Source organism: Mesorhizobium sp. KACC 23794 (assembly GCF_052180275.1).
Taxonomy (GTDB): domain Bacteria; phylum Pseudomonadota; class Alphaproteobacteria; order Rhizobiales; family Rhizobiaceae; genus Kumtagia.
The window spans coordinates 3,495,419-3,507,644 of sequence record NZ_CP197465.1 but is presented as its reverse complement, the minus strand read 5'-3'; the positions used below and the strand labels follow the sequence as shown (position 1 = coordinate 3,507,644).

Sequence of the window (12,226 nt, the reverse complement as noted above, 5' to 3'; positions counted from 1 at the left end):
GACAGCGACTTGGCCGGGCGGCGGCACGCCGGCCTCGCTCATGGCCGCAAAAAACAAAACCCCGCCGAAAACGACGGGGCTGTCAATTTCCGGAACCGGACCAAGTCCGGCTCCAGAGAGAGAATGGTTTCAAAGGCTCAGTTGACGGCGTCCTTGAGACCCTTGCCGGCGGTGAACTTCGGCACGGTACGCGCCGGGATCTGCACTTCCGCGCCGGTCTGCGGGTTGCGGCCGGTCGAAGCGGCACGCTTGGAAACGCTGAAATTACCAAAACCGACCAGCCGCACGTCGCCGCCGGACTTCAACTCCCCGGTGATCACCGAGAACACTGCCTCGACCGCGGACTGAGCGTCGGTCTTGGAAAGCTTGGCCGACTCTGCAACCGCGGAAACCAGTTCGTTCTTGTTCATCAATAGTTCCTTCCATGAGAAATCCGGGACCAGGGATGCAACCGCCGGATAACGGACCTTATCGGAGTTTCTTGTTCCAAGTCTCCCTGCCGGGGCGCCACGCCAACGCGGCAGAAATCCCGGAGTTCCGCCGTTTGTCACATGAAAAAGCCGGGCGCAAGGCCCGGCTTTCCGATAGTCGCGCATTCCACCAAGAATTAGTGGGCGAGCGCCTTGCCTGCATCCTCGCCGGGCTTGGTTGCAACCGCCTCGACCGGCTCCGTCCACTCGATCGGCTCGGGCATGCGGACCAGCGCGTGGCGCAGCACCTCGCCGACCCGCGAAACCGGCACGATCTCCATGCCGCTCTTCACGTTGTCGGGGATCTCGGCAAGATCCTTGGCGTTCTCCTCGGGGATAAGCACCTTCTTGATGCCGCCGCGAAGTGCGGCCAGGAGCTTCTCCTTCAGACCGCCGATCGGCAGCACCCTGCCCCGCAGCGTGATCTCGCCGGTCATGGCGATATCGGCCCGCACAGGAATGCCGGTCAGCACGGAGACGATCGCCGTCGCCATGGCGACGCCAGCCGACGGCCCGTCCTTGGGCGTAGCACCTTCCGGAACGTGGACGTGGATGTCGCGCTTGTCGAACAGCGGCGGCTCGATGCCGAAGTCGATCGCCCTTGAGCGGACATAGGACGCCGCCGCCGAGATCGATTCCTTCATCACATCCTTCAGATTGCCGGTGACCGTCATCTTGCCCTTACCGGGCATCATGACGCCTTCGATCGTCAGCAATTCGCCGCCGACCTCCGTCCAGGCAAGACCCGTGACCACGCCGACCTGATCGTCCGATTCCGCCATGCCGAAGCGGAAGCGCGGAACGCCAAGATAGTCCTCAAGGTTCTTCGCCGTGATCTTCACCGACTTCTTCTTGGTCTTGATGATCTCGGTGACAGCCTTACGCCCGAGCTTCATCAGCTCGCGCTCGAGGCTGCGCACGCCGGCTTCCCGCGTGTAGGTCTGGATGATGCCGCGGATCGCCTCGTCAGCGACCGAGAACTCCTTCGGCTGAAGCGCATGGTCGCGCGTCACCTTCGGCATCAGGTGCCGCTTCGCGATCTCGACCTTCTCGTCCTCCGTGTAGCCGGCGATACGGATGATCTCCATGCGGTCCATCAGGGGCGCAGGGATGTTCAACGTATTGGCGGTGGTCACGAACATCACGCTCGACAGGTCGTATTCGACCTCCAGATAGTGATCCATGAACGTTGCGTTCTGCTCCGGATCCAGCACCTCAAGCAGGGCCGACGACGGATCGCCGCGGAAATCCTGGCCCATCTTGTCGATCTCGTCGAGCAGGAAGAGCGGGTTGGACTTCTTGGCCTTCTTCATCGACTGGATGACCTTGCCGGGCATCGAGCCGATATAAGTCCGCCGGTGGCCGCGAATCTCGGCCTCGTCACGCACACCGCCCAGCGCCATGCGCACGAACTCGCGGCCGGTCGCCTTGGCGATCGACTTGCCGAGCGAGGTCTTGCCGACGCCGGGAGGGCCTACGAGGCAAAGAATCGGCCCCTTCAGCTTCTTCTGGCGGCTCTGCACGGCGAGATATTCGACGATGCGATCCTTGACCTTGTCCAGGCCGAAATGATCGGCGTCCAGCACTTCCTGCGAAAAGTTCAGGTCCTGCTTGACCTTCGAGTTCTTCGACCACGGGATCGACAGCAGCCAGTCGAGATAGTTGCGCACGACGGTGCTCTCGGCCGACATCGGCGACATCGAACGCAGCTTCTTCAGTTCGGCTTCCGCCTTTTCCCGAGCCTCCTTGGAAAGCTTGGTCTTCTTGATGCGCGCCTCGATCTCGGCGGCCTCGTCGCGGCCGTCCTCGCCCTCGCCAAGCTCCTTCTGGATCGCCTTCATCTGCTCGTTGAGGTAGTACTCGCGCTGCGTCTTCTCCATCTGGCGTTTTACACGCGAGCGGATGCGCTTCTCCACCTGCAGGACGGAGATCTCGGCCTCCATGAAGCCCATCGCCTTCTCGAGACGCTCCTTGACGGAGAGCGTGCCGAGCATCTCCTGCTTCTCGGGGATCTTGATGGCGAGATGCGAGGCGACCGTGTCGGCGAGCTTGGAGAAATCCTCGATCTGGCCGGCAGCGCCAACCACCTCGGGGGAGATCTTCTTGTTCAGCTTCACATAGTTCTCGAAGTCGGCGATGACGGAACGCGCCAGGGCCTCGACCTCGATCTCCTCTTCCGCCGGCTCCTCGAGCACGACGGCACGCGCCTCATGGAAATCGGTACGCTCGGTGAAGCCCGATATCTTGGCGCGCGCGGTGCCTTCGACCAGCACCTTGACGGTGCCATCGGGCAGCTTGAGCAATTGCAGGACGTTGGCCAGCGTGCCGATGTCGTAGATCGCATCGGCCTCCGGATCGTCGTCGGCGGCATTCATCTGGGTGGCGAGAAGAATCTGCTTCTCGGCGCCCATCACCTCCTCCAGCGCCTTGATCGACTTTTCACGCCCGACGAAGAGCGGCACGATCATGTGCGGGAACACCACGATGTCGCGCAGCGGGAGGACTGCGTAGACGCCGTTGCCGGGTGTGCGGGGTAGTTTGGCCATTTTAAAACCTTTCTTCCGCGGCCGCGTCAGCCAACCGCGAATCTCATACTAGCGGGCACAAGCCTCTCCGCCTATTGCCGAATGGTGCGGCCCTGTTAGCACGGAAGGAAGCCCCTGACTTCACCGTGATAGTTGGCGTTGCGCCGACCAAAGATCAAGGGCGTGTATGCAGCCGTCATCGCCGGCCCAAGCCTACAAGCTTTCGGCTTGATCGCAACCGCATCTTCCGCGACACTCCGGTGCTTAGAGGGTGGCAGTGCAGAGTTCGAAGAGCATGTTCCTTTCCCGTGTTGAGTCCTGTGTCGAGCGCTGCGCTCCTCGTGCCGAAACCGCCGTCCTGTGAAGATCGACCGACGTGGACTGCTGACCGGCGGCGCGCTGCTTGGTCTCGCCGCGGCGACGCCGGCGGCGCCGGCCGCGCCTCCCGAAGCGCGAAAGCCGGGCGCCGTCCCGCGTAAGCTCAAGAACGTCGCCGTCTATGTGCCGGGCTATTACCCGGACCACGCCTTCGCCAATGGCAAGCCCGTATCGGGCAACCGGCGCTTCAACCGAGACCTTCCCGACACGAACGGCCTGCAGAAAATGCTGACGCGCATCGGCTTCGACGGCTCGATACGGCAGACGCTGCTGCCGGTCGCCGCCCACGACGTCGAGGTCGCCCCTGACCGCTCGATCGGCGTCTTATGTTCGATGGACGGCCGCAACCATACCGCCTTCGACCCCGACACGCTGGAGATGGCGGCCCTTGCCCCGTCCTTCTCGGAAGGCTGGAACGGCGGCGGCCACGCCGTCTTCATCGACGGCGGCAAAACGGTCGTCATGTCCGAGCGCGCGCCCACCGCCGTCTACCAGGGCAAGCCGGAGGCGCATTACGGCCGCCTGACCATCCGCGACCCCAAGACGCTGAAGATCGCCGACAGCTACTCGACCCACGGCATCGACCCGCACGATATAAGGCTGACGTCCGACGGCAAATACATCGTCGCGGCCAACTATGGATCGACGGTTTCGGCCAAGACCGGCGCCCATACCGTGCCGCGCACCGTCGTCGAGGCATCGATCACCGTCGTCGAACTGTCGAGCGGAAAGCTGGTCGACAAGCGCAAGACCGGTCGCGGCAAGGTCGAACTGCGCCATCTAGCCGCCGGAAACCTCGACCGCATCTTCGCGATCCAGGCGCTTTACGGCAGCGACCGGGAGGATGCGCGCATCCACGCCGAAGATAACGTCGCCTACGAGGCCGACATGACGACCGAACCCGGTCAGAACTACATGCCAGTGGCGACGCTGAAATACGACGCCTCGCGCAAGACGATCGGCAAGATGGGCGACCGCACCGCCAACAGGCTTATGCGCCACGGGCTCTCCATCCGCTACGACGAGCGCCACGACCAGGTGCTGGCAAGCTACCCCACCACGCACCAACTGATGATCTTCGACGGCGCGACGGGCGCGATCGTCGATCGCGTCGACACGCGCATCTTCGGCATGCGCTATCCCTGCGGCATCACACTGCTGCCCGACGGCGTGCACTACGCCGTCACCGGCCACTGGGAGAACCTGTTCGTATTCGAGCGCGGCTCGCACCGGCTGGTGCGCGAACTCTGCCGTTACCCGATGTTCTTCGGCCACAGCCACATCACGTCGGCGTAGCGCCGGCCGGTCAAGGCCTGCGGCTTCAGGTCAGGCCGAACCGAAACTTGTGGCGGTCTGGATCGTGCAACGTGCCCAAGGTACGGAGCGCCAAAAGCCCAAAACCCCGCCCGTTGCAGGTCTGCCTCGCCTCGATCTCAGATCACCACGAAATCCGCATTGGTGAGAATCGCGTTGTTGGTGATCGTCGCGAATTTTATCGCCGCGAAACCCGTGCCCGATCCGTCGGCGTCGTAATAGAGGTTGCCGGTGCTCTGCTTGTAGATGATGCGGTCGCTGGCATCGATCGGTGCGGCGTCCATGTTCTTGAAGGCCGAAGCCGCCAGCGTGCCGAGCGTCGTCAGCGCCGTGAAGACCACCTTGTCGAGTTGCACCGTGTCGGCGGCGACGTTGTAGTCGGTGACGGCATCGACATTGGTCGTGGCGTTCAGCTTCGAGTTGAAAACGAAGACGTCCTGACCGGCGCCACCGCTCAAAAAATCCTTGCCGCCATACCCCTTGATGATGTCGTTGCCCCCGCCTCCGGCGATGGCGTTGACGGAATTATTGCCGAAAAGCCGATCGGCAAAACCGCTGCCGGTCAGGTCCTCGACCTGGATATAGGTGTCGCCCGCGGCCTCGCCTGTGTTGATGGACGGGTTGGCAAGGCTTGCGACCACGCCCGCGGTCGCTTCGGCATAAGAGGCGGTGTCATTGCCGTCGCTGCCGTCGAGTTCGTCGGCGCCCGTCCCGCCGATCAGAACGTCGTCGCCAGAGCGGCCGGCGAGGCTGTCGCTTCCGGCAAGCCCCCGGAGCGTGTCGGATCCGAGGTTGCCGTCGATTCTGTTCGCCCCGGCATTGCCATGGAGCGTGTCGTTCAAGGTAGAGCCGCGCAAATTCTCGATCGAATTGTAGGTGTCGCCGGCAGCGTTCCCGGTGTTGAGCGTCGGATCGGTCAGGCTGACGGTGACGCCTGTTCCCGAATCCGAATAATCCGCGACATCGATGCCGGTGCCGCCGCTGAGATAATCGGCGCCCGGGCCGCCGCCGCGCAGGAAATCGTCGCCGGCGCCGCCGAACAGCTTGTTGTTGCCGCCCGCGCCGAACAGTTCGTCGTTGCCGTCATTGCCGAAAATGGTATCGGCCAGGTTCTTGCCGTGGAAGAAGTCGCCGTCGGCGCTGCCATTGTAGGTCCAGGGCAGCACGAAGAAGATATTCTCGATCGGCACGGAATTGCCGGTCTGGAAAGCTGTGATGAACGAATTGCGGAAGGTCACGCCATCAATGGCAAGGCCGGTGATGTCGAACAGCGACGAAGAGGTGACGACATTGCCCTGGGCCGTCCCGTCGAGGATGACGCCGACGCTGGTTATCGTTCCGCCGTTCGGCAGCCCGTCGGCGCCGTAGGTGATGCCGGTTCCCTTGACAACGATGCCGCCCGGCCGAATGTCGAAAGCGCCCGGCGAGCCGGCGGCATCGGCGCGGCCCCAGACGAAGCCGGTCGCGGTCTTGAACAATATGTCGCTGCCCGCTTCTTTCTGGGCGGCCTGGGTGAGTTGAAAGCTCAACATGCCGCCGAGCCCGAGCACATCGGAGTCGGCGATCTGGTTGACGGTCGGCATGCATTTTCCTCCGGCCTGCCGGTCCGGATTACAGTCGCTTCGGCCTACGCCGCCCGCGTCCGCGAAGTCCGGCACCCATGAAGTTTCAGGCGACCAGAAATTGCCGGGTTTACGGCGAAAATTGGACAGTTGCACAAATTTATGCTGCAACAGTCACATTTTAGATTATGCAGATGTCTCAAGCCGCTAACCCGCGCCTCGCCCGCGCGTCCGAGGAAAGGTATTTTCAGGGAAACCAACATCCGCTGCTACGGGAGAGAAGTCCCGCCGGCTTGCTCACCAAAGCCGGCTGCGCTGCTTTACCTCGCACGTCCCCGCACCGGTGATACGGATCACCGTGGCCGGTATCGGCTCCAGCGTGCCGGCGGCAATGCGTTTCTCGACGTCGTCCAGCGCCCGCGCAGCGTCGTTGAAGCGGACGCCCAGCAGGCTGTCGGCGGTATAGTCCCACCACTTCACGCGCTGCATGCGGGCAATGGTCGAGGCGTCGAACCGGTAGCGGATGACCTTGGCCGGCACGCCGACCGCCACTGCATAGGCGGGAACGTCCTTGGTCACGACCGCCCCCGCGCCGATGATCGCGCCGTCGCCGATCGTGACGCCTCGGGCGATGACGGCGTTGGTCCCGATCCAGACATCGTTGCCGATCACCACCTGGGCCGCGCCGCGCGGCGGCTTGAGATAGACGTGGTCCGGCTTCCTGGACCATTTCCGCGACACGGCGGCGCCTCCGTACTGGAACGGATGCGTCGACATCCAGTCGGTCGGGTGCTCGCCGCCGCCGATCACCACGCCGTTTGCAATGGAACAATAGCGGCCGATCGACCGGACGCCGCCAAGGTTGCCCCCGGCGCGCACATAGGTGTTGGCGCCAATGGAGCCGCTCATGCTGACCTCGCCGTCGAGATTTACGGGAGGCTCGCATTCCAGCGCCGCCTTTGACCAGAGCAAGGTGGTGGCGGCGAAGTGGATACCTTGCCCGGCGCAGAGTATCCTGAAGGTCTTCTCCATCCTCAGCCCCCCTTGCCCGTCCTTCAAAAAAAACGGCGCCAAGCGGCGCCGTTCCGGTCTCGTCGAGGCACCCGTATCAGGCGGTGGCGCCCTTCTTTTCCTTCTGCTCGGAATAGATGTAGAGCGGCCGGGCGCTGCCGGTCACCACCTCTTCCGAGATCACTACTTCCTGCACGCCTTCCAGCGCCGGGAGTTCGAACATCGTGTCGAGCAGGATCGCTTCCATGATGGAGCGCAGGCCGCGCGCGCCGGTCTTGCGCTCGATGGCGCGCTTGGCGATCGCCGACAGCGCATTCTCGTGGAACGTCAGTTCGACATTCTCCATCTCGAACAGCCGCTGATATTGTTTCACCAGCGCGTTCTTCGGCTCGGTCAGGATCTGGATCAGCGCCGGCTCGTCGAGATCCTCCAGCGTCGCCAGCACCGGCAGGCGGCCGACGAATTCCGGGATCAGGCCGAACTTCAGCAGGTCTTCCGGTTCGACGAGGCGGAACACCGCACCCGTGCGCCGGTCTTCCGGCGAAGCGACGGTGGCGCTGAAGCCGATCGAAGTTTTCCGGCCGCGATCGGAGATGATCTTGTCCAGCCCGGCAAACGCGCCGCCGCAGATGAACAGGATGTTAGCGGTGTCAACCTGCAGAAACTCCTGCTGCGGGTGCTTCCTGCCGCCCTGCGGAGGAACCGACGCCACCGTGCCTTCCATGATCTTCAAGAGCGCCTGCTGTACGCCCTCGCCCGACACGTCGCGGGTGATCGAAGGATTGTCGGACTTGCGCGAGATTTTGTCGATCTCGTCGATATAGACAATGCCGCGCTGCGCCCGCTCGACATTGTAGTCGGCCGACTGCAAGAGCTTCAGGATGATGTTCTCGACATCCTCGCCGACATAACCCGCCTCGGTCAGCGTCGTCGCGTCGGCCATGGTGAAGGGGACATCGATGATGCGGGCCAGCGTCTGGGCGAGCAGCGTCTTGCCGCAGCCGGTCGGGCCGATCAGAAGAATGTTCGACTTCGCCAGTTCGACGTCGTTGTTCTTGGTGGCATGCGCCAGCCGCTTGTAGTGGTTGTGGACGGCGACCGACAGCACGCGCTTGGCGTAGGGCTGGCCGATCACATAATCGTCAAGAACCTTCAGTATCTCCTGCGGTGTAGGCACGCCCTCGCGCGACTTCACCATCGAGGTCTTGTTCTCCTCGCGGATGATGTCCATGCAGAGTTCGACGCACTCGTCGCAGATGAACACCGTCGGGCCGGCGATCAGCTTGCGCACTTCATGCTGGCTTTTGCCGCAGAACGAGCAGTACAGCGTGTTCTTGGAGTCGCCGCCGCCGGAACTGACCTTGCTCATAATATCCAAGTCCTTTTAGTGCCGCCTCGCCGGCGAAGCGGCCAAGCGTCGGCATCGAGTATTAGCCGCGGAAACGCCCCAACGCCAGCGGTTTGGCGCATACGGGGCTTCCGCACGAAACCCATTTCAGAAGGTGCGGCTGCGGTCGCCCTGATTGCACGCGAAGCTAAGCCGTCGAAACTCAACATACGTTTAACGTAGGTCGCGCGCCCCGTCGAGGGAACAGCAAAATGTGTCCGAATTGCCGCAGTCCGCGTCAAAAAAGTGTCATCGGCCGCGCGTGTCGGACGTGTCCGCATTATCCCTGCTGGGCGCTTTCCGCCGCCTCGCGGCTCGAAATGACCTTGTCGATAAGGCCGAAATCCTTTGCCTCGTCGGCGGTCATGAAGTGATCGCGGTCGAGCGTGCGCTCGATCTCCTCATAGGGCTTGCCGGTGTGCTTGACGTAGACCTCGTTGAGGCGGCGCTTCAGCTTGACGATGTCCATGGCGTGGCGCTCGATGTCGGAGGCCTGGCCCTGGAAGCCGCCGGAGGGCTGGTGCACCATGATGCGGGCGTTGGGGGTGGCGAAGCGCATGTCCTTGTGGCCTGCCGTCAAAAGCAGCGAGCCCATGGACGCCGCCTGGCCGATGCACAGCGTCGACACCGCCGGCTTGATGAACTGCATGGTGTCGTAGATCGCCATACCCGACGTCACCACGCCGCCCGGCGAGTTGATGTAGAGGTTGATCTCCTTCTTCGGGTTCTCGGCTTCCAGGAACAGCAGCTGCGCGCAGACCAGCGTCGCCATGCCGTCCTCGACCGGACCGGTGATGAAGATGATGCGTTCCTTGAGCAGCCGCGAGAAGATGTCGTAGGCGCGCTCGCCGCGATTGGTCTGCTCGACCACCATCGGCACGAGGTTCATGTAGGTTTCGACGGGGTTCTTCATCGGGCGTCCGTTGTTTGGGTGAATCGCCTTCCCAGGCGGAATCGTGCTGCGTTTCGTTGTTCCGTAGATAGGATGCCGCCTCCGCCTTGCGCAAGGCCGACCATTCGAAGCGGCAAAGTAACCTTGCCCGTTAACGAAATCTTAAAATTCCACTTTCCCGCGACGCAGCCTTCACTAATGTACACGATCAGTTGCGGTAAGGCGTGTCAGGGGTAAGTGATGGCTTTCAAGCCTGTTTTTTGCGCAGCGGTCGCGGGTTCTATGATGCTCGCAGCCGTTTCAGAGTCTTTCGCCGGCGGCAAGGCTGTCGCCTGTTATGAACCCTATCAGACGGCGCCGGTCTACGACACCGTCTATGAGAACGAACTGGTCAATCCGGGCAGCCAGTATGTCGAGACGACGCCGGCGATCTACGGCACGCGCAAGCGCCAGGTGCTCATGCAGCCCGAGCAGGTCAGCTACCAGATCGTGCCGGCGGTGGTGCAGACACGCTACCGCACGGTGAAGGTCGCCGATGGCGGCTATTCGTGGGAGTGGCGCTGGATCAACGGCCGCAAGGTCCTGTGCAAGATCAAGCACAAGGCGCGCTACGAGCAGGTCGCCGAGACCGTCGTCGTGCAGCCGGAATACAAGCGCCGCGTCGTCATCCCCGCCGAATATGGCTACGAACTCGAGCAGGTCGTCCTCCAGCCCGAGCAGCGGCGCGTCGTCGACGTGCCGGCAACCTACCGCACGGTTGCCCGCAAGGTGCTGGTCGCCGAAGGCACCACCGGCTGGAAGCGCGTGAAAATCCGCCGCCATTGCGGCTGATCGCAACGCCGGGCGCATGATCCATGGAAGAACGGGGCGGCGCAGGTCCGCCCCTATCCCATTCAGATGTCGAAGCTGATGACGTGGTCCATCGTCTGCGACGGCAGGAACTGGTCCATCTGCCTCGACGGACGATCGCAGCCGGTCTCGCCGACGACCCGCGCGGGAACGCCCGCTACCGTCTTGTTGTGCGGCACGGGCGACAGCACGACCGATCCGGCCGCGATCTTCGAGCAATGGCCGACCTCGATATTGCCCAGAATCTTTGCGCCGGCGCCGATCAGCACGCCGTAGCGGATTTTTGGATGCCGGTCGCCGCCGGCCTTGCCGGTGCCGCCCAATGTCACCCCGTGCAGGATCGAGACATCGTCCTCGATCACCGCCGTCTGACCGACGACGAGACCGGTCGCGTGGTCGACGAAGATGCCCTTGCCGATCCTCGCGGCAGGATTGATGTCGGTCTGGAAGACGGCGGACGACCGGCTCTGCAGATAGAGCGCAAAATCCTGCCTGCCCTTGTTCCACAGCCAGTGCGCAAGGCGGTGGGTCTGGATGGCGTGAAATCCCTTGAAATACAGGACCGGCATCAGGAAGCGGTCGCAGGCCGGGTCGCGGTCGTAATAGGCCTGGATGTCGACGCGCACCGTGGTCGCCCAGTCCGGCGTCTCCAGCAGCATGGCCCGAAAAGTCTGGCGGATCAGGTCGGATCCGACATCCGCATGGTCGAGACGCTCGGCGATGCGGTGGATCACCGCGTCTTCCAGCGTCTCCTGGTTGATGATCGTCGAATACAGGAAGGCCGACAGCAGCGGGTCACGCGACACCGCTTCGAGCGCTTCGCTGCGCACCGAACTCCAGATCGGATCGACCGGCTGCACTGCAGTCGGCTTCATCAGGTTCATCGTGCTCATCGAATGCCTCCGTCCCGGCCGAGCTTCGCGCGCCTCTATACTCCCGAACAGAGCGCGCTTGAACTCAAATTTCTTCACCCTCTCGTCAAATGGATTGGATTGGCGGCTTTTCAAGAACCCTTGGCAGCGGCTTCCGGCGATCCTCCGGATTTCCAGACTGGATTCCTAGAGGGGATGGGCGGCCAAAAACTCCAGGACCCGCTTCTTGAAAGTGCGGTCGCCGACCGACAGCATATGGTCGCGGCCCACGATTTCGAACGCCGCGGCGTTCGGCATCAGCGCCGCAAGCTCGGCCGCCGAGCCGCCGATATCGTCCTTCGTGCCGACGGCGACCAGCGTCGGCTGCGCGATGCGCGCCATCTCGTCCTCCGTCAGCAAGGTCCGCGACGTCATGATGCAGGCCGCAAGCGCGCGCCGGTCACTCTTCGTCTGGTCGGCGAACATGCGGAATGTCTTTCCGCGCTCATGGGTTATCAGCGACGGGTCGGGGGCCGACAGCGCCTCGGCGATCGGATCCCAGTCGCCGACGCCGTCGACCATGCCGATCCCCAGCCCGCCGAACACCAGCGTGGCGACGAGCGCCGGTTCGGCCAGCGCCAGGAAGGCGGAAATGCGCGCCCCCATGGAATAACCCATGACGTGAGCCCGGCCGATCCCCAGGTGGCGCAGCAAGGCCGCCGCATCGCCCGCCATCTTCTCAGGCGTATAGTCCGCCGGCTCATAGCTCTTCGACGACTGGCCGTGGCCGCGATTGTCGAAGGCGATGACGCGGTAACCGGCCTCGGCCAGCGTCTTCATCCAGCCGGGGTTGACCCAGTTGACCTGCAGGCTGGAGGCGAAGCCGTGGACCAGCAGGATCGGCTCGGCCGCCCCTTCGCCCTGGGGCGCGCGATCGACGTAAGCGAGGTCGAAACCCTCGTGCTGGAAAAATGTCGTCAATCTCGC

10 protein-coding genes are annotated in these 12,226 nt (G+C 63.2%); 2 read left to right on the top strand and 8 right to left on the bottom strand.

Annotation, left to right across the window (positions count from 1 at the left end; genetic code table 11):
• Positions 1-137: 137 nt before the first annotated feature.
• Both hupB and lon read right to left on the bottom strand, forming a co-directional pair.
• Positions 138-410 (bottom strand): DNA-binding protein HupB, encoded by a 273-nt coding sequence (hupB, locus tag ACSBOB_RS17135; protein ID WP_442583583.1) that lies wholly within the window; start codon positions 408-410, stop codon positions 138-140.
• Positions 411-607: 197 nt separating this feature from the next.
• The gene (gene lon, locus ACSBOB_RS17130) at positions 608-3,016 is read right to left on the bottom strand and encodes an endopeptidase La (RefSeq protein WP_442583582.1); all 2,409 of its coding nucleotides are present in this window, start codon (positions 3,014-3,016) and stop codon (positions 608-610) included.
• Between the two features lie 339 nt (positions 3,017-3,355).
• On the opposite strand from lon, the gene ACSBOB_RS17125 reads away from it, so the two are divergent.
• Positions 3,356-4,669: a DUF1513 domain-containing protein gene (locus ACSBOB_RS17125; RefSeq protein ID WP_442583581.1), complete on the top strand. Its 1,314-nt coding sequence runs from the start codon at positions 3,356-3,358 to the stop codon at positions 4,667-4,669.
• Positions 4,670-4,806: 137 nt separating this feature from the next.
• Here ACSBOB_RS17125 and ACSBOB_RS17120 read toward each other — a convergent pair whose 3' ends face one another.
• The 4 genes from ACSBOB_RS17120 to ACSBOB_RS17105 all read right to left on the bottom strand — a co-directional run bounded on the left by ACSBOB_RS17120 (position 4,807) and on the right by ACSBOB_RS17105 (position 9,560).
• Complete coding sequence (locus tag ACSBOB_RS17120) at positions 4,807-6,270, bottom strand: calcium-binding protein (protein WP_442583580.1); 1,464 nt, start codon at positions 6,268-6,270, stop codon at positions 4,807-4,809.
• A gap of 276 nt (positions 6,271-6,546) precedes the next feature.
• The gene (locus tag ACSBOB_RS17115; protein WP_442583579.1) at positions 6,547-7,281 is read right to left on the bottom strand and encodes a CatB-related O-acetyltransferase; all 735 of its coding nucleotides are present in this window, start codon (positions 7,279-7,281) and stop codon (positions 6,547-6,549) included.
• A 76-nt stretch (positions 7,282-7,357) separates the two neighbouring features.
• Positions 7,358-8,629: an ATP-dependent Clp protease ATP-binding subunit ClpX gene (gene clpX, locus ACSBOB_RS17110; RefSeq protein ID WP_396645178.1), complete on the bottom strand. Its 1,272-nt coding sequence runs from the start codon at positions 8,627-8,629 to the stop codon at positions 7,358-7,360.
• 298 nt (positions 8,630-8,927) lie between these two features.
• Positions 8,928-9,560, bottom strand: coding sequence for an ATP-dependent Clp protease proteolytic subunit (locus tag ACSBOB_RS17105; protein WP_442583578.1), 633 nt, complete (start codon positions 9,558-9,560; stop codon positions 8,928-8,930).
• 261 nt (positions 9,561-9,821) lie between these two features.
• On the opposite strand from ACSBOB_RS17105, the gene ACSBOB_RS17100 reads away from it, so the two are divergent.
• Entirely contained in the window at positions 9,822-10,370 is a 549-nt protein-coding gene (locus ACSBOB_RS17100) for a hypothetical protein (protein ID WP_442583577.1), read from the top strand.
• 62 nt (positions 10,371-10,432) lie between these two features.
• Here the strand turns inward: ACSBOB_RS17100 and cysE are convergent, their stop codons facing one another.
• Positions 10,433-11,281 carry a serine O-acetyltransferase gene (gene cysE / locus ACSBOB_RS17095; protein ID WP_442583576.1) on the bottom strand — a complete coding sequence of 283 codons (849 nt, stop codon included), beginning with the start codon at positions 11,279-11,281 and terminating at the stop codon, positions 10,433-10,435.
• A 165-nt stretch (positions 11,282-11,446) separates the two neighbouring features.
• Positions 11,447-12,220: an alpha/beta fold hydrolase gene (locus ACSBOB_RS17090; protein ID WP_442583575.1), complete on the bottom strand. Its 774-nt coding sequence runs from the start codon at positions 12,218-12,220 to the stop codon at positions 11,447-11,449.
• Between the last annotated feature and the right edge of the window lie 6 nt (positions 12,221-12,226).

Bases quoted from the DNA above. Each gene is read 5' to 3' on its own strand.
- cysE (WP_442583576.1), bottom strand. From the start codon at position 11,281: ATGAGCACGATGAACCTGATGAAGCCGACTGCAGTGCAGCCGGTCGAT.
- ACSBOB_RS17105 (WP_442583578.1), bottom strand. From the start codon at position 9,560: ATGAAGAACCCCGTCGAAACCTACATGAACCTCGTGCCGATGGTGGTC.
- ACSBOB_RS17100 (WP_442583577.1), top strand. From the start codon at position 9,822: ATGATGCTCGCAGCCGTTTCAGAGTCTTTCGCCGGCGGCAAGGCTGTC.
- ACSBOB_RS17115 (WP_442583579.1), bottom strand. From the start codon at position 7,281: ATGGAGAAGACCTTCAGGATACTCTGCGCCGGGCAAGGTATCCACTTC.
- clpX (WP_396645178.1), bottom strand. From the start codon at position 8,629: ATGAGCAAGGTCAGTTCCGGCGGCGGCGACTCCAAGAACACGCTGTAC.
- hupB (WP_442583583.1), bottom strand. From the start codon at position 410: ATGAACAAGAACGAACTGGTTTCCGCGGTTGCAGAGTCGGCCAAGCTT.
- ACSBOB_RS17120 (WP_442583580.1), bottom strand. From the start codon at position 6,270: ATGCCGACCGTCAACCAGATCGCCGACTCCGATGTGCTCGGGCTCGGC.
- lon (WP_442583582.1), bottom strand. From the start codon at position 3,016: ATGGCCAAACTACCCCGCACACCCGGCAACGGCGTCTACGCAGTCCTC.